This is a genomic window from Actinophytocola sp., assembly GCF_036555685.1.
Classification (GTDB): Bacteria; Actinomycetota; Actinomycetes; order Mycobacteriales; family Pseudonocardiaceae; genus Actinophytocola.
This window is the reverse complement of record NZ_DATBKY010000298.1, coordinates 1-15448: the sequence shown is the minus strand read 5'-3', so window position 1 is coordinate 15448 and position 15448 is coordinate 1. Positions and strand designations below refer to the sequence as shown.

The 15448-nt window shown below is 72.9% G+C and carries 14 protein-coding genes and 1 pseudogene; 6 read left to right on the top strand and 9 right to left on the bottom strand.

Annotated elements, in window-relative coordinates; all coding sequences use genetic code 11:
* Position 1 precedes the first annotated feature (1 nt).
* From VH969_RS30690 to VH969_RS30670, 5 genes and pseudogenes are all read left to right on the top strand, one after another.
* On the top strand, positions 2-1297 hold the full coding sequence (locus VH969_RS30690; RefSeq protein ID WP_331980646.1) for an erythromycin esterase family protein: 1296 nt from the start codon (positions 2-4) through the stop codon (positions 1295-1297).
* A gap of 29 nt (positions 1298-1326) precedes the next feature.
* Complete coding sequence (locus tag VH969_RS30685) at positions 1327-1965, top strand: hypothetical protein (protein WP_331980644.1); 639 nt, start codon at positions 1327-1329, stop codon at positions 1963-1965.
* A gap of 3 nt (positions 1966-1968) precedes the next feature.
* A complete protein-coding gene (locus VH969_RS30680) occupies positions 1969-2817 on the top strand; it encodes a GNAT family N-acetyltransferase (protein WP_331980642.1) in 849 nt (282 codons plus the stop codon).
* Positions 2818-2849: 32 nt separating this feature from the next.
* Complete coding sequence (locus tag VH969_RS30675; protein WP_331980640.1) at positions 2850-3620, top strand: SDR family NAD(P)-dependent oxidoreductase; 771 nt, start codon at positions 2850-2852, stop codon at positions 3618-3620.
* A 61-nt stretch (positions 3621-3681) separates the two neighbouring features.
* Positions 3682-4695, top strand: a pseudogene (locus VH969_RS30670) (MFS transporter); the annotation flags it as partial.
* 149 nt (positions 4696-4844) lie between these two features.
* Here the strand turns inward: VH969_RS30670 and VH969_RS30665 are convergent.
* From VH969_RS30665 to VH969_RS30625, 9 genes are all read right to left on the bottom strand, one after another.
* Positions 4845-6419, bottom strand: coding sequence for an FAD-dependent monooxygenase (locus VH969_RS30665; protein WP_331980638.1), 1575 nt, complete (start codon positions 6417-6419; stop codon positions 4845-4847).
* A 73-nt stretch (positions 6420-6492) separates the two neighbouring features.
* A complete protein-coding gene (locus VH969_RS30660) occupies positions 6493-7125 on the bottom strand; it encodes an NAD(P)-dependent oxidoreductase (RefSeq protein ID WP_331980636.1) in 633 nt (210 codons plus the stop codon).
* Between the two features lie 43 nt (positions 7126-7168).
* Positions 7169-7834 carry a hypothetical protein gene (locus tag VH969_RS30655; RefSeq protein WP_331980634.1) on the bottom strand — a complete coding sequence of 222 codons (666 nt, stop codon included), beginning with the start codon at positions 7832-7834 and terminating at the stop codon, positions 7169-7171.
* A 10-nt stretch (positions 7835-7844) separates the two neighbouring features.
* The gene (locus VH969_RS30650) at positions 7845-9434 is read right to left on the bottom strand and encodes an MDR family MFS transporter (RefSeq protein ID WP_331980632.1); all 1590 of its coding nucleotides are present in this window, start codon (positions 9432-9434) and stop codon (positions 7845-7847) included.
* A gap of 29 nt (positions 9435-9463) precedes the next feature.
* Positions 9464-10129 carry a response regulator gene (locus VH969_RS30645; protein WP_331980630.1) on the bottom strand — a complete coding sequence of 222 codons (666 nt, stop codon included), beginning with the start codon at positions 10127-10129 and terminating at the stop codon, positions 9464-9466.
* On the bottom strand, positions 10126-10824 hold the full coding sequence (locus VH969_RS30640; protein ID WP_331980628.1) for a sensor histidine kinase: 699 nt from the start codon (positions 10822-10824) through the stop codon (positions 10126-10128). Before VH969_RS30640 ends, VH969_RS30645 begins: the two co-directional genes overlap by 4 nt.
* 107 nt (positions 10825-10931) lie before the next feature.
* On the bottom strand, positions 10932-11828 hold the full coding sequence (locus VH969_RS30635; RefSeq protein WP_331980626.1) for a hypothetical protein: 897 nt from the start codon (positions 11826-11828) through the stop codon (positions 10932-10934).
* A 111-nt stretch (positions 11829-11939) separates the two neighbouring features.
* Positions 11940-13925 carry an AfsR/SARP family transcriptional regulator gene (locus VH969_RS30630; protein ID WP_331980624.1) on the bottom strand — a complete coding sequence of 662 codons (1986 nt, stop codon included), beginning with the start codon at positions 13923-13925 and terminating at the stop codon, positions 11940-11942.
* Between the two features lie 84 nt (positions 13926-14009).
* A complete protein-coding gene (locus VH969_RS30625) occupies positions 14010-14963 on the bottom strand; it encodes a methyltransferase (RefSeq protein WP_331980622.1) in 954 nt (317 codons plus the stop codon).
* Positions 14964-15132: 169 nt separating this feature from the next.
* Here VH969_RS30625 and VH969_RS30620 point away from each other — a divergent pair, with 169 nt between their 5' ends.
* A complete protein-coding gene (locus VH969_RS30620; protein ID WP_331980620.1) occupies positions 15133-15264 on the top strand; it encodes a hypothetical protein in 132 nt (43 codons plus the stop codon).
* Positions 15265-15448: the final 184 nt, after the last annotated feature.

Here is a 15448-nt window from a genome sequence, read left to right as displayed (position 1 = left end):
CATGAGTGCCCACAGGCTGCCGAGCCCGGACCCCGCCGCTGGTGTTCGCGCCGAGGTGGCGAGCTGGATCAAGCAGCACGCGCACGTGCTCGACACGGCCGACCCGGCGGCGCCGCTCACCGACCTCGAGCCGCTGCGCGGCCTGGTCGGCGACGCGGTGATCGCCGGCCTCGGCGGGTCGACCTACGGCGCGCACGAGCAGTTCACGATGATCCACCGGGTCGTCCGCTTCCTCGTCGAGGAGCTCGGCTTCCGGGCCGTCGCGACCGAGGAGGACTGGGACGTCGCGCTGCCGCTGGACGACTACGTCCGGACCGGCGACGGCGACCTCGACACGCTGATCAAGGAGTCCGGCGTGCCCTGGCGGGTCCGCGAGATGCGGGACGCGCTCGCATGGCTGCGGGAGTGGAACGTCGCGCACCCCGGCGACCAGGTACGGTTCGTCGGCGTCGGCGTGATCGACACCCGGATCCCGGTCTACGACACGGTTTCCGAGTACGTCGCGCGGGTGGCGCCGGACCGGTCGGGCGAGCTCGCCGGCCACTTCGGCGTCATCCGGCCGACCCGCCCGGACCACGTGCCGTGGTTCATCATGCAGGTGCCGGAGAAGGACTCCTACGTCGAGCACGCGCGCGCCGCGCTGCGGCTGGTGCGGGAGCTCACCCCGGACGGCGACCGCGCGGAGCACGACCTGGTCGTCCAGCACGTGCGCCAGATCGTCGCGTTCTACGAGCACTACGCCCACCACCTGGTGGACGACGGCTACCGCGACGAGCAGATGGCGGAGAACCTCCGCTGGTGGCACCAGCACACCGGCGACAAGATCGCCTACTGGTCGACCAACGCGCACAGCGTGCGGGCCGACTCGCTGGAGATCTCGGTGCCGCCGCGGGGTTCGCTGCACTTCAAGCCGACCGGCGCCACGCTCGCCGAGCTGTTCGGCGACCAGTACGTCTCGATCGGCCTGACGTTCGACCACGGCACCGTGAACTCCGGCTGGAGCGCGCCGCCGTTCGCCAGCCGTCCACTCGAGACGCCGCCGCAGCCCGACCCGAGCCACGAGCGGCCGTTCGCGAACGACCTGCCGCGCTACCTCGTGGACCTGCGGGCGGGGCTCGCCGCCACCGCGCCGGAGGCGGTGCGCGGCTGGCTCGGCGGGCCGGTCAAGGGCCGGGTCATCGGCTCGGTCTGCGACGACACCCGCCCGGACGACCACTACATGACCGGCGGCTCGCTCGCCGGCTGGTACGACGTCGTCATCCACGAGCAGACGGTCTCCCCGTCCACCCCGCTCTAGGAAGCCCGCTCTAGGAAGGTTGTGCCGCAATGGCTTCTCGCGATCTCGGTGCCCTGACCGGCCCGCTCGCCGGGGCCGCCTTCGTCGGCAGCGTCGGCGGCTCGATCAAGCTCGCCGGCGGGCCGCCGCCGCGACCCGGCTCCGCGCCGCAGGACGTCCGCAAGTGGTACGACGCCAGTCCCAAGGCCGGCCGGGTCAGCGCGCTCGGGCAGGCCCTCTCGCTGCTGTCGGTGGCCGGGTTCACCGCGTCGGTCGCGAAGCTCGCCCGGCGGTCGGGGTCGCGGGCGCTGCGAGCGGCCGCGGTCGCCGGCGGCACGGCCACCGTCGCGTCGCTCGCCACCAGCGCGGCGTGCACGGCCGCGCTCACCACCGACCGGCGTGCCGACGACGACACCGCGGTCCGGCTCAACGACACCGCGTTCGCCGCGGGCGGCCCGGTGCACGGCGTCGGCTTCGGCCTGCTGACCGGCTCGCTCTCGCTGGCCGGGCTGCGCACCGGCGAGCTGCCGAAGCCGGTGGCGATCGCCGGGCTGGTGTCGGCCGCCGCGAGCGTGCTGTCGCCGGTTTACTTCGCCACCGAGAAGGCGGCACTGCTCATCCCGCTCGGACGGTTCTCCGGCCTGCTGGTCGGCGGGATCGCGGGCGCCCGGCTCGGCTTGCGGAGGTAACCGGTGAAGGTTCAGACGACGGCGAGCCCGGCGGAGTTCTACGCCGCGGCCGGCGAGTGGCTCGAGCGTGAGCCGGCGCGCAACAACGTGCTGCTGGTGCACGCGCTCGACCCGAACGGCGTGCCACCCGGCCAGGGCGACCCGGTGTTCTCGTGGGTCACCGACGGGTCGGGCGCGGTCGTCGGCGCCGCGTTCGCCCGCATGCCCTACCGGATGCCGCTCACCGAGATGTCCGACGACGCGGCCCGGGCGCTCGCCGAGCACCTGGTCACCGTCCTGCCCGACCTGGAGGGCGTGGCCGGAGCGGCGAGCAGTGCCAAGGTGTTCGCCGCGCGGTGGGCCGAGCTGACCGGCAAGACCGCGCACAGCGAGCGCGACCAGTGGCTGATGATCTGCACCGAGACCACCCGTCCGGACGACGCGTCCGGCGGTCCCCGGATGTCCACACCGGACGATCTGGACACGGTCGCCGAGTGGTTCATGGCCGGCATGCGCGACAGCGGGCTGCCACCGGACCAGATCGCGCAGCGCGCGCGGCAGCTGGCCGGCGGCCAGATCGCCGGCGGGCGCCAGATCGTCTGGGAGGACGCGAACGGCACCCCGGTCGGCGCCGCGGGCTGGGGCCTGAACTTCGCGGGTGTCATCCGCCCGGCCGGTGTGTTCGTCTCACCCGACCACCGTGCGGGCGGCTACGCGACCCTGCTGCTCGGCGAGGTCACCGCGCGAGCGCTGGAGAACGGCGCCGACGCCTGCGTCTGCACGCACTTCCTGAAGTACGAGTCGATGCTCGCGGTGGTGGAGAAGGTCGGCTACCGGCGCCTCGCCGACTTCACCGAGTACCGCTTCGAGTGACCGCCCGGACGAGGAAAGAAGGGACCCTTCCCATGACCATTCCCACCTACCCCGACCTCGCCGGCAAGGTCGCCGTCGTGACCGGAGGCTCGGGCGAGATCGGCGGGCAGACGTGCCGGTACTTCGCGAAGAGCGGCATGAAGGTCGTGGTGAGCGGCCGCGACAAGGACTCGATCGAGGAGGTCGTGGCCGACATCCGCGCGAGCGGCGGCGAGGCGCTCGGCGTGCCGGCGGACACGCTCTCGCTCGAGGACCTGAACGAGCTGCGCGAGGCCGCCGAACGCGAGTTCGGTCCCGTCGACGTGCTGTGCGCGTTCGCCGGCTTCGAGCCCGGTCCGTCCACTATGGACCAGGTGACCGAGGAGGACTGGCGGGCCATCATCGACGGCAACCTCACCGGCACGTTCCTCACGCTCAAGGCCTTCGTGCCGGCGATGTGCGAGCACGGCTCGGGCTCGGTCATCACGATGTCGTCGGCCGCGGGCCGGCTGCCCGGCTGGTCGTCCTACGGCTACGCGGCGGCCAAGTCGGCGATCCTGCAGCTCACCCGGCGCGTGGCGCAGGACGTCGGCAAGCACAACGTGCGGGTCAACGCCCTCGCCCCGTCCGCGATCCTGACCAAGAAGCAGGAGGCGCGCATCCCGGCGCACGTGCGCGAGCAGGTGGTCAAGGAGCAGTTCGTGCTCGGCCGCTGGGGCACGCCGGCCGACTGCGCGAACGCGGCACTCTTCCTCGCCAGCGACGCGTCGTCCTGGATCACCGGCCAGACGACGGACATCGCCGGCGGGAAAATCATGATTTGACCGTTTTACCCTGATCTGACAGCCGACCAGACCGCCGACTCGTGAACGGGGTGCGCCACCGATGACCAACAGAGCCGTGTTCGGGCTGTTCCTGCCGCTTTACGGTAGCCAGTTCCTCGCGATCGGCTTCCTGTTCACGGCGTTGACCGCCATCACGAGGGACCGGGGTGGCTCCCTCGAGGACATCGGGATCATCTACGCGGTCGGCTTCGTCTGGGCGCTGAAGTTCCTGTGGGCGCCGCTCGTCGACCGGTTCGGCTCGCGGCGGCGCGGCCACTACCGGTCCTGGCTGGTCGTGACCCAGCCGGCCGCGGCGCTCGGCATCGTGGCGCTGGCCCCGCTCGACGTCGGCGACGACCTCGGGATCATCATCGCGCTGCTGACCGTGGTCGCGATCCTGTCGGCCACCCAGGACATCGCCACCGACGCGCTCGCCGTGCGGCTGACCAGCGGGGGCAGCCGGGGTGGGATCAACGGGCTGCAGATCGGCGCGAACTTCGTCGGCGACGTGGTCGGCGGCGGGCTCGTGCTCGTGATGTACGACTTCTTCGGCTGGGTGCCGGCGATCCTGACGCTGGCCGCGGTCGTGGCCGTCCCGATCCTGTTCATCCGCCGGTTCACCGAGCCGCCCGCGCAGCTGCCGGCCGACCCGGTGCGCCGGGGGACGATGTTCTCGGTGTTCCGGCGGCCGGGGGTGTCGCGGTGGGCGCTGGTGCAGACGCCGCTCCTGGCGATCGCGATGCCGGGCGCCTACGGGCTGCTCGTGCCGATGCTCGTCGACTCCGGGCTGTCGATCGGCATGGTCGGCCTGCTGACCAACGCGCTCGGCGGCATCATCGGCATCGCGGCGGCGGTCGTCGCCGGCATGTGGGTCGAGCGGCTGGGCCGCAGGCGCGCGCTCGTCTGGTACGGCATCGGGCAGGCCGTGGCGATCGCGATGATGCTCCCGGTGGTGACCGGCGGGTTGTTCTGGTCGGTCGTGGCCATCGTCGTGGTCAACGTGTTCAACTCGGCGGTCTTCGTCGCCATGTACACGGTCAACATGGACCACAGCAGGCCCGAGCGCGCCGGCTCGGACTTCACCATCCAGACCAGCATCTCGCTGGGCCTGCGGTTCGCGGCGGCGGCCGTCGTGGCGAGCATCGCCGACACCGCCGGCTACACCGCCGCGTTGCTGACCTGCGTGGCCGCGGCCGTGGTCGCGGTGCTCGCCGTGCTGGTGCTCTACCGCGACGCCGAGCCCGCGGCGGGCACGCCGGCGCGGATCCCGGCGACCACCGAGGCGAGCGTGCCGGTGGGGTCCGCCGCCGAGATGTCGGCCGGGGTGTCGGACCGCCACACGACGAACCCGTCCGGGCGGACCAGCACGGCGACGTCGCCGTAGCGCTCCGCCCAGCCTCCGTCCTCATCGGACAGACCGGCCGGCCCGACCAGGTGGCTCGGGATGCCCGACCGGGCGGCGGCCTTGTGCCAATCCGCCGTGCCGGGCCCGCAGAGCAGGACGTGGCCGCGGCCGAACAGGTCCAGCGTCGACAGGCGCCGCATGCCGTCCCGCAGCCACACGTGCGGCGCCCGGCTCCCGGGCCGGACGGTCGGGTGGCGGGGATCCTCGTACAGGTCGGGCTGGCCAAGCACGGGGTAGCGGTAGCCGTAGATGACCGTGTTGTCGTCCAACGGTTCCGGCGGTTCGGTGTCGCCGCCGGGCGTGGCGAACCAGGCCCGCATCCGGCGCAGCGCCTCGGCGATCGTGCGCTCGATCACCGGCTTGCGCTCGGTCTCGTACGTGTCGAGCAGCGCTGGGCCGGCCGTGCCGTCGATGACCGCCGCGAGCTTCCAGGCAAGGTTGAACGCGTCGTGGATGCCGGAGTTGCCGCCGAACGCGCCGGCCGGCGGCATCACGTGTGCGGAGTCGCCGGCGAGGAACACGCGGCCGCCGCGGAAGGCGTCCGCCACGAGCGCGGCCGGACGCCACGGCAGCACCGCCTCGATCGAGGCGGCCACGTCGGCGCGCCCGACGCCGCGGCGGATCAGGTCGAGGCAGCGCTCGGGCGTGAAGTCCGCCAGCGACTCGCCGTCCTCCGGCCGGTAGGGCACGCTCATCAGCCACGGCGACTCCGTGCGCGGCACCAGCGAGCCGTTGATGTCCGACGCCAGCACGCTGGTGAGCTTGCGACCCTGCAGGACCGGTGGCACGTCGGTGGTGAACATGACGTTCACCCGGTGCTCCAGCACGCCCGGCCCGGTCTGCCCGATGCCCAGCTGGTCGCGGGTGCGCCCGCGTGCGCCGTCCGCGGCGACCAGGTAGTCGGCCCGCACCCGGTGCTTCGTGCCAGCCGCACGGTCGCGAAGGGTCGCGCTGACCCCGTCCTCGTCCTGCTCGACGATGGTGAGCTCGGTGCCGAACCGGATCGTCGCGCCGCGCCGCCGGGCCTGCTCGACCAGCACGGGCTCCAGCCGGTCCTGGTCACAGGTGCAGAAGTCGCACGGGCTCAGCGCGTCGGTCCCGCCGTCCCACGGCAGCTCGAGCCAGCTGATCTCCGGGTCGGCGAGGTTGCGGCCGCGCGCGACGAAGCCCGCCCGCTGCTGCTCCCCGGCCACCGCCCAGATGTCGGCCTCGACGCCCACGCTCCGGAACGCCTCCATCGTCCGCGGGTTGAGGCCGCGAAAGCCCGGATGGCTCGACGTGCCCGGACTGCGCTCGACCACCAGGCTTGGAATGCCCTGGTGAGCGAGAAAGAGCGCGGTGGACAGGCCCACCACGCCGCCGCCTGCGATGAGGACTCGAGTGTCGCTTTCCACGACGTGCCATCCTCGCGGCAGGCGCGGGCGGATCACAAGCGGGGCTTCCCCCGTTGGAGGGAAGGCGGAGCGATCAGGTCGAAACCCAGACGACCTTCTGGTATGAGTCCTCGTCCTCCAGCTGCGTCACGAGGTAGTCGGCCAGGTCGGCGCGGGAGATCGTGGACGAGTCCTTCAACGGCTCGGCCCCGGTGCGGTAGCTCCCGGTGTGCTCGCCGTCCGACAGCCGGGGCGGGCGGACCGCGGTCCAGTCCAGGCCGCTGTCCGCGAGCACCCGCTCCATGGCGAGCATGTCCTTGTACTGGTGCTTGAACAGCTTGGCCACCACGAGCGCCATCACCAGCCGCTGGCCGATGTTGACGTTCGGGTTGGGCTCGACGCCGTCCGCGGAGAGCGCGACGATCCGCCGCGGGCCGCTCTCGGCCATCGCGGCCAGCATGTTGGCGACACCCGCGGAGTACACGGTCGTGGGCTGCTTGCGGTCGGCGACCCCGAGCACCGAGACCACCGCGTCGCTGCCGGCGATCGCGGCGGCCACCGACTCCTTGTCGAACACGTCGCCCCGCAGCACGGTCAGCCCGTCGCGCTCGCCCGGCACGGCCTGGGGGTCCCGGGCCACCGCGGTGACCTTGTGGCCCGCGGCGAGACACCTGTCGACGACGTGCTTCCCGGTGCCGCCGGTCGCGCCGAACACGGTCACCCTCATGGTGCTTCCTCCTTCGGTGAGTTCGCTCGCAAGTTCGCCCGCGTCACTCGCCGGCGCGGGGCCGGCGGGCCAGCGCGACCCCGGCCGCCCCGCTGACCAGCAGCGACAGCAGGTGACCGATCGGCAGCGCGACCATCGTCTGCTTCTTCAGCAACGTCAGCGGGCCGAGCAGGCCGAGCGGTGACGCGGCCAGCGACGCGATCGCGATCGGCTTGGGCAGCTCGCCGGACCGCAGCCCGGCCAGGCCGAGCGCGCCGGTCAGGAGGCCGAAGCCGACACCGTGCAGGTGGCCGCCGAGGTGGTAGGACACCTCGCGCAGGTCCTTAGTGGTCTGCAGGTGGTTGTCCTTGCTGGTGAGCAGCAGCGTCGACGTCGCGGACAGCGCCTGGGTGGCGACCGCGAACGAGCCGCCCGCGAGCGCGGCCGCGCGCAGCGCCCCGCCGCCCCGGCCGGACCGCTTGGCGAGGCTCGCGACCGTGCCGGTGAACCGGGCGAGGCCGGTCGTGGAGACGGCGTGGCCGGCGACGGAAAGCCGCGCGGCCGTGGCGGACTCGGTGAAGTACTTCTGCAGCTCCTCGGGCGGGGTGCCGGGCCGCGGGTACTCGGACTTCTCCGTGGCCTTGGTCGCCGCGATGCCACCGAAGAACCCGAGTCCGGCGAGTAGGCCGCCGAGTGCGCCGCGGGCGGGCCGGGCCGGGGTGGAGGTCATGATCAGCTCCTTAGACGGGGTTGGTGGTGAGGTCCTGCTCCTGGGCGGGGGCCTGGCCGTGACCGTGCCCGTGGTCGCCGTCGCGCAGCTTGGTGTTCGGCAGGAACCAGCAGAGGACGAACGCGAGCACCATCAGCGGCACGGCCACGAGGAACACCGTGTGCATCGAGTCGGCGAACATGCGCACGACCTCGTGGTAGGCCGCCGGCGCGGTGCCGGCCAGCGCCCTGATCGACGCCGGATCCTGGTACACCACACCGGATCCGTCCGGCAGGGTGGCGAGGATCGACGGGTCGAGGCTGCTCGAGGCGGAGGCGAGCCGGGCGGCGAGCACCGCGCCGAACGCGGCGGTGCCGATGGCCGAGCCGATCACGCGGAAGAAGTTGGCCTGCGCGGTGATCGTGCCGATGTCGCGGCCGCTCACGCTGTTCTGCACGGTGACGATCAGCTTCGAGATCACCATGCCCATGCCGATGCCCATCACCGCGAGGTAGCACCACAGCTGCCAGGCGGGCGTGTCGGTGTCCAGCAGGGAGAACAGGTACAGGCCGACGGTCATGATCCCGACGCCGCCGAGCACGATCACCTTCATCCGGCCCAGCACCACGGCGATCAGCCAGCCGCTCGCGCCGGACCCGATCATCACGGCCACCATCAGCGGCACGATGTTGAGCCCCGCGGTCGTGGGATCGTTGCCGCGCACCACCTGCAGGTAGATCGGCACGAAGAAGTACGCGCCGATCGTGGCCACGCCGATGATGAACGTGATCACCAGCGCCAGGCTGATCTCCGGCTTGCGGAACAGCGACAGCGGGATGATCGGCTCCGGCACCCGGCGCTCGTGCACGATCAGCAGCACCACGAACACCGCGGTGGCGGCGACCAGGCCGAGAATCGGGGCGGAGCCCCACGCGTACCTCGTGCCGCCCCAGATCGTGATAAGCACGATCGTGGACACCGCGAGCACGAGCAGGATCGCGCCCGCGTAGTCGACCATCGCCTGCCGGCGCACCGCCGGCAGCTTCAGCAGCAGGCCGAGCGCGAGCACGCCGGCGATCCCGATCGGCACGTTGACGAGGAAGCACCAGCGCCACGACACGTACTCGGTCAGCGCGCCGCCGGCCAGCGGGCCCAGCAGCGAGGCGAGCGCGTACATCGCACCGACCAGCCCCTGCACCCGGCCGAGCTGGCGCGGCGGCACGACGGTGGCCGCGATCGTGAACGCGATGACCACGAGGCCGCCGGCCCCGAGCCCTTGGACCGCACGGAAGACGACCAGCTGCGTCATGTCCTGCGCGAGCCCGACGAGCAGCGAGCCGGCGGTGAACACGCCGATCGAGACCATGTAGACGCGCTTGGGCCCGTACAGGTCGCCGAGCTTGCCGTACAGGGCCATCGACGCGGTCGTGGCGAGCAGGTACGACGTGACGACCAGCGAGAAGCTGTCGAGCTGCCCGAACTCGCCCACCATCGTGGGCAGCGCGGTGCCGACCAGCGTCTGGTCCAGAGCGGACAGCAGCTGCCCGCTCAGCAGCACCGTGAGCACCGTGCGGAACTGCCAGCGGGACAACCCCGCGGCGGCAGCCGTCTTCTCGGCCATCGATCCTCCTCTTGCGACAGTGGTCGGCGTCAGTGGCCGAGACCGGCCCGGCGGGCCTGGACGGCGGCCTCGGTGCGGTCGGCGATCTGGAGCTTCGCGAAGATCCGCGACAGGTAGTTGCGCACGGTCTTGATGGACAGCCCCAGCCGGCGGGCGATCGTCGCGTTGCCGAGGCCGTCGGCGACGAGCTCCAGCACGGCGCGCTCGCGGTCGGTCAGCTCGGGGAACGGCTTGCTCGACTCGCGCGGCTTGTTCAGGTAGTCCAGCGCCCAGGTGGCGACCTCGGAGCCGAAGACCACGCCGCCGCGCCGGACCGTGCCGATGGCCTGCCCGATGTCCTCCGAGCTGGCGCCCTTCACGAGGTACCCGCGGGCACCGGCGCGGACCGCGGCCAGGAAGGTGTCCCGGTCCTCGAGCATGCTGAGCATGATCACGGAGATCTCCGGGCAGCGGCTCGCGATGGTCCGGGTGACCTCGATGCCGCTCGCGCCGGGCATGTTCACGTCCATCAGCACCAGGTGCGGGCGCAGCCGGTAGATCTCGGCGAGCGCCTCCTTGCCCGTGCGGGCCTCGCCGACGACCTCGACCGAGCCGATCATGTCGAGGAGCATGCGCAGGCCGGACAGGTACACGGGGTGGTCGTCGGCGATCAGGACGCGGGTGGTCTCGGGCGGCGCCTGCAGGCTGGCGGTCACGGCCGGACCGCCGTTCGCGGTGCCGGCAGGTATGCGGTCACGGCCACGCCGGTGTCGGCGCGGTCCGCCACCTCGCACCAGCCGCCGAGCTCCGCGGCCCGGCCGTGCATGGACGTGAGGCCGACGCCGCGCCCACCGCCGATCCCGCCGACCCCGTCGTCCACAACGGACAGCTCGAGGCCGTCGGCCGCGCGGACGCGGATCTGGCAGGTGTGCGCGTGGGCGTGCTTGACGACGTTGGTCAGCGCCTCGCGGGCGATCCAGAAGGCGGCGACCTGCTGGGGCGCGTCGGCCTCGGTGGCGGCCGGGTCGACGTCCGTGGTCACGGTCAGCGTGCCGCCGGTGGCCCGGCTCATGCGGCGGGCCAGCGTGCGGAGCGCGTCGTCGAGGCGGTGGTCGTCGAGCTCGGCGGGGCTCTGGTCGGCGAGCACGCGCCGGAACTCGGACATGAACTCGGCCGCCTCGTGGCGTAACTCCGCCAGCATCTCCTCGGCGGCGCCGCGGTCGTCGGTCAGCAGGTGGCTGAGGATGTCGGCGCGCAGCATGATCCCGGCGAGCCCGGGGCCGAGGCCGTCGTGCAGGTTCCGGCGCAGCCGCACCATTTCCCGGTAGTGCTCGCACGCACCGCTCGCGCAGGTGGCGTCGGTGTGCGGCGTTCTCGACTGACGTTGTTTCGTGGTGAGCGCGCGGGGCACGGTAACCTCCGAGACCTCCGACGGCGGGGGCTGGCTGGCCTCTCGATGTTTGGCCGCAGGGCTGGAAGTCACCTCGAAACGGGAGCAACGCCCATTCGAGTGGGACGTCAGTCTCTGGTCGGCCGGCAGCGCAGCACGACCGTGGCCTGCGCGCCCAGCGCGATGTCCAGCGTCAGCGACCGGCCGGCGGCGACCGCCGCGTCGCGGGCGAGCGTGGCGAGCCGGCGGACCGTCTCGCGGGTCAGCGTGTACCGGTAGCGCCAGCTCACCGGCAGGCGCACCGAGTGCGTGCCGCCGTCCGCGACGACCTGTGCGTCCGGCTTCCACGCGAGGCGCTCGCTGATCGTGTCGCCGTCGGCCGGCACCTCGAAGGTGTCCGCGGGCGAGCTGGCCTCGGTGAGCCCCCACCGGCCGTCGATGCGTACCGGCACCGTCCGTGCGGGGCTCGCCTGCACGACCGCGGACGCGGTGGCCGGGACGAACGGCTGGAGCAGCAGCACCGCGTTGCCGTGCGCGGTGACCAGGCCACGGCGCCGGGCCACGGCCACGGCCTCGACGAGCGCCTCGGGCAGCGCCTCGAGGTGCTGGTTGTACATGGCGAGCGGGCCCGCGGTGGCCGAGCGCACCGGGTGCGGGCTCGCGACGCCCAGCGTCAGCGAAGCGGTGCCAGTGCCGGTGTCGGTGCTCGTGTCGCTGCCGCTGTCGCCGGCGGGCAGCATGCCGCATGCGGCGGGCAGGAGCCGGTCCACGACCGCGCCGACGGTGACGTCCGGGGCGACGACCATGACCACGGTCGGGCTCGCCGGCAGCAGGCCGAGCAGGCTCGCGGTCACCGCGACCTCCGCGCCGACGACCGCGTGCCGCCGCGCCATCCAGCGCTCCAGCGGGAAGACCCGCGCGCCGAGGCGCGGCGTGCCGTCGCCCTCGCTGGTCAGAACGGAGATGTTCGAGCCGGGCGCGGCGCCACCCGGCACCTCGTCGCGAGCTTGCATCTCCGACTGCACGGCGATACCTCTTTCCGCGCCGGCCGACCCACAGTGGTCGCTGCGTGCCAAGTTAGGCAGGCGGGCTGGTGGTCTGCTCGAGGAGGACTCGAGCAGCGTGCAAGCGAGGCGTCAGCCGGGCTGGTCACCGGTGTTGCGCCACCACGACGTGCCCAGCACGCCGGACAGCGCGACCAGCCGGACGAGCGTGGGCACCGCGTGCCGCGGCGCCGCGGAGTTCGCGTCCAGCTCCTCCACCAGGTCGGCGTCGATCAGCTCGTCGAGCACGGCCTGCGCGGCGGCGGCGCTCATGCTGACCCGCTCGGCGACCTCGTCGGTGGTGAGCGGCCCGCCGTCCGCGGCGGCAAGGCGGCGGAACACCCAGCGCTGCCGGGCGGACAGCGTCTGGTACGCCTCGGCGAGCCGGTCGAACACGTCGAAGCCGCCGTAGCTCAGCTCGTTCATCCGGTTGCGCTCGTCGGTCATGCGCGCGACCAGCCGCGAGAGGTGCCAGCTCGGCCGGCCGGCGAGCTTCGCGCCGATCGCGCGCAGCGCCAGCGGCAGCCGGTCGGCGAGCTCGGCCAGCTGCTCGGCCGCGTCCAGCTCCTGGCTGACCCGCCGCTCGCCGACGGTCTGGGCGAGCAGCCGGGTGGCGTCGGCGACGCTCAGCACGGGCAGCCGCAGCCGCACCGCGCCCGGCAGCGCGCCGATCGGCGTGCGGCTGACCACGACCAGCGCGCAGCCGGAGCCGCTGGGGAACAGGTGGCGCAGCGAGTCGCTGGAGGACGCGTTGTCCAGCACGACGAGCAGCCGCCGGTCCGCGGTCCAGCTGCGGAACATCAACGCGGCCTCGGCGACGCTGTTGGGCACGTCGACCTCGTCCGCGCCGAGTGCCTTGAGCATGGCGGCGAGCACCTGCCGGGTCGCCATCGGCGTGCCGTCCTCTCCGGACAGCTCGACGTGCAGCTGCCCGTCGGGGAAGTGCTCGCGCACGCCGCGCGCGGCCTTGGCGACGAACGCGCTCTTGCCGATGCCCGGCCGGCCGACGACGTTGATCACCCGCACGCCCTGCACGTCCGGTCCGGTCAACAGCCGCGTGAAGCGGTCGGTCTCGTGCTGGCGACCGACGAAGTCGGGGATCTCGGCCGGCAGCTGCGCGGGCACCGGATATCCCGTGTGGACGATCGGGTGCGGCGCGGCGGGCGTGCCCGGGTCGCCCGGCAGGTCCAGCTCGGGGTCGGCCTCGAGCATCAGCTGGTGCAGCCGTTGCAGCTCGCTCGCCGGGTCCAGACCCAGCTCGTCGACCAGCGCGGAACGGATCCGCTGGTATGCGCCGAGCGCGTCGGCCCGCCGGCCGCTGCGGTACAGCGCGATCATCAGCTTGGCGGACAGGTCCTCACGGGTCGGCTCGTTCGCGACCAGGCTGGTGAGCTCGCCGATGATCTCCTGGTGGCGGCCGAGCTGCAGGTCCGCCTCGATGCGCAGGGCGAGCACCGTGCGGCGCAGCTCGTCGAGGCGGGTCGCGTGCGAGTACAGCAGCGGCCCGGTCGACACGTCCTCGAGGAAACCGCCGCGCCACAACACGAGCGCCTCGCGCAACGTCTCGGACGCGGCCTCGTAATGCTGGCCGAGCAGCTCCTGGCGGCCGCGCCGGGTCAGCTGCTCGAAGCGGTTCGCGTCCACGCGGTCGAGGTCCGGCAGCTGCAGGATGTAGCCGCCGGGGTGGCGTGCGAGCGTGGGCGTCGCGCCGCCCTCGGCCGGGACGTCGTCGAGCTTGAGCAGCTTGCGTAGCTGGTAGATGTAGGTCTGCACGGTGGTGAGCGCGCTCTGCGGCGGGCTCTCGTCCCACAGCTCCTCGACGAGCTGGTCCACCCGGGTCACCGCGTTCGCCTGCACCGCCAGGAGCGAGAGCACCTGGCGCAGCTTAGGCGCGGACGGGGTGACCACCGCGCCGCCGCGCTCCAGCACGAGCGGGCCGAGCAGGCCGAGCGTGATCGTGCCGGCCGGTTCGGTGCCGGCCAGCGAGATCCGTTCGCGGCGGTTCGTCTCGGCCGGCCCGACGCCGCGCTGCAGCGGTAACAGCGACGCGGCCTCTGCTCCAGTCTGACGATTCTGCATGGAAACTCCCGCCCCAGATACCTCGGTGTCTCTCGGTGGCTTCCTTCTCATGGTGGCACCGGGAGGCGCGGCCGCCGGAGGTCGTCAGCGTTCCTCGACCGGCGTTCGAGCCGGCCACATGCGACCCGGCTTCGTCCCGAGTACCACGGACATGCTTCCGGTGAGCGGCCGCACCTCGACGTCGGTGAGGCCGGCCGCGGCGAACCAGGCGCGGCAGTCGTCCGTGGTGTTGACCGTCCCACCCGGACCGATGAGCTGGGCGACCAGCGCGTGCACCCAGTTCTCCTCGGTCTCCGGCCGGTCCGGGTCGAGGAGCGCGTCGTACAGCAGCAGCATGCCGCCCGGCGGGAGGACCGCGACGGCCCGCTCGACGAGGTGCGCGCAGCGGTCGTCGTCCCAGTCGGACAGGAGGTTGCCGAGCACGTAGACGTCGGCCTCGGGCAGCTCGTCGGCGAAGAAGTCGCCGCCGTGGAACCACATCCGGTCGGCCAGGTCCGCCACGTGCTCGTCGAACAGCGGGCGCACGGCCGGGAGGTCGAAGCTCGCGCCCCGCAGGTGCGGGTGCGCGCGCAACACGTGGGCGAGCACGCCGCCGCGCGCGCCGCCGAGGTCGACCACCGTCTCGACCTCGCGCCAGTCGATGGCCGCCGCGAGGGCGGGTCCGCAGCCGGTGGACCGCGCCTCGCCCGCCGCGACGAACCGGCGCAGCGCCTCCTCCTCCGGGCAGAAGTCGAGTCCGGCGTGGAGGCCCTGTGGCTCGCCGGTCTCCAATAGCGGCCGCAGACGTGTCCACAGTGGAGTTGGTGGCGTCGGTGGGGTGGTCACCGGGGGCAGCGGGGTGCCGGCGCGGTAGTGCGCGCCGTCGCGGGCCAGGAACCCCATGGCGCACAGGCCGTTCAGCAGCGCCTCGGCCGGTCGCGGGTGCAGCCCCAGCCGCGCGCAGACCTCCTCGAGCGTCGCGGGGAGGACGGCGCGGAGGTCCAGCTCGGTGGCGACGGCCACCATCCGGGAGCGCCAGTACGTCCGGTCGCCGATCACTGCCGCTCCTTCCCGCCCGTGAAGGCCAGGGTCGGCGGCCGCGGTCGAGGCGCGCTCGAGAAGACGTCGGGGTGCGCGTTGTCCATCGTTCTCGGCCGGCTCTCGAGTCGTTCTCGAGCCGGCGAACCGAGTCTTGGTCATGTTCGAGTCGAGGACAGGAGGCGCAGCCATGAGCAAGCGACAGCTCGCCGAGCCCGAGGTGGCGCGCACCGCGACCGCCGACCAGCCCCGGCCGGCCCGCCCGCAGCCCCAGGCGCCGGCGGACCGCTCGGAGGATCACTTGATCCGGGGCTACAACTGATGTCACGCCCGATGTCACGCCGTACCAAGCCGTGCCGCAGATGCGTGCTCCGCGCGCTGGCCGGGGTCGCCTGGCCGATGTGGAGCGGCCGGCCCGAGGGCTGGCCCCGGTTGACCCGGTGCCCGTCCTGTAGAACCCGGCTCGGCGGCCGAGCCGGTGCCTGACGGGGTGGTGGGGGGGGGGG

Coding starts and splice junctions, on each gene's coding strand:
- VH969_RS30620 (WP_331980620.1), top strand. CDS start 15,133: ATGAGCAAGCGACAGCTCGCCGAGCCCGAGGTGGCGCGCACCGCGACC.
- VH969_RS30685 (WP_331980644.1), top strand. CDS start 1,327: ATGGCTTCTCGCGATCTCGGTGCCCTGACCGGCCCGCTCGCCGGGGCC.
- VH969_RS30630 (WP_331980624.1), bottom strand. CDS start 13,925: ATGCAGAATCGTCAGACTGGAGCAGAGGCCGCGTCGCTGTTACCGCTG.
- VH969_RS30690 (WP_331980646.1), top strand. CDS start 2: ATGAGTGCCCACAGGCTGCCGAGCCCGGACCCCGCCGCTGGTGTTCGC.
- VH969_RS30660 (WP_331980636.1), bottom strand. CDS start 7,125: ATGAGGGTGACCGTGTTCGGCGCGACCGGCGGCACCGGGAAGCACGTC.
- VH969_RS30655 (WP_331980634.1), bottom strand. CDS start 7,834: ATGACCTCCACCCCGGCCCGGCCCGCCCGCGGCGCACTCGGCGGCCTA.
- VH969_RS30650 (WP_331980632.1), bottom strand. CDS start 9,434: ATGGCCGAGAAGACGGCTGCCGCCGCGGGGTTGTCCCGCTGGCAGTTC.
- VH969_RS30675 (WP_331980640.1), top strand. CDS start 2,850: ATGACCATTCCCACCTACCCCGACCTCGCCGGCAAGGTCGCCGTCGTG.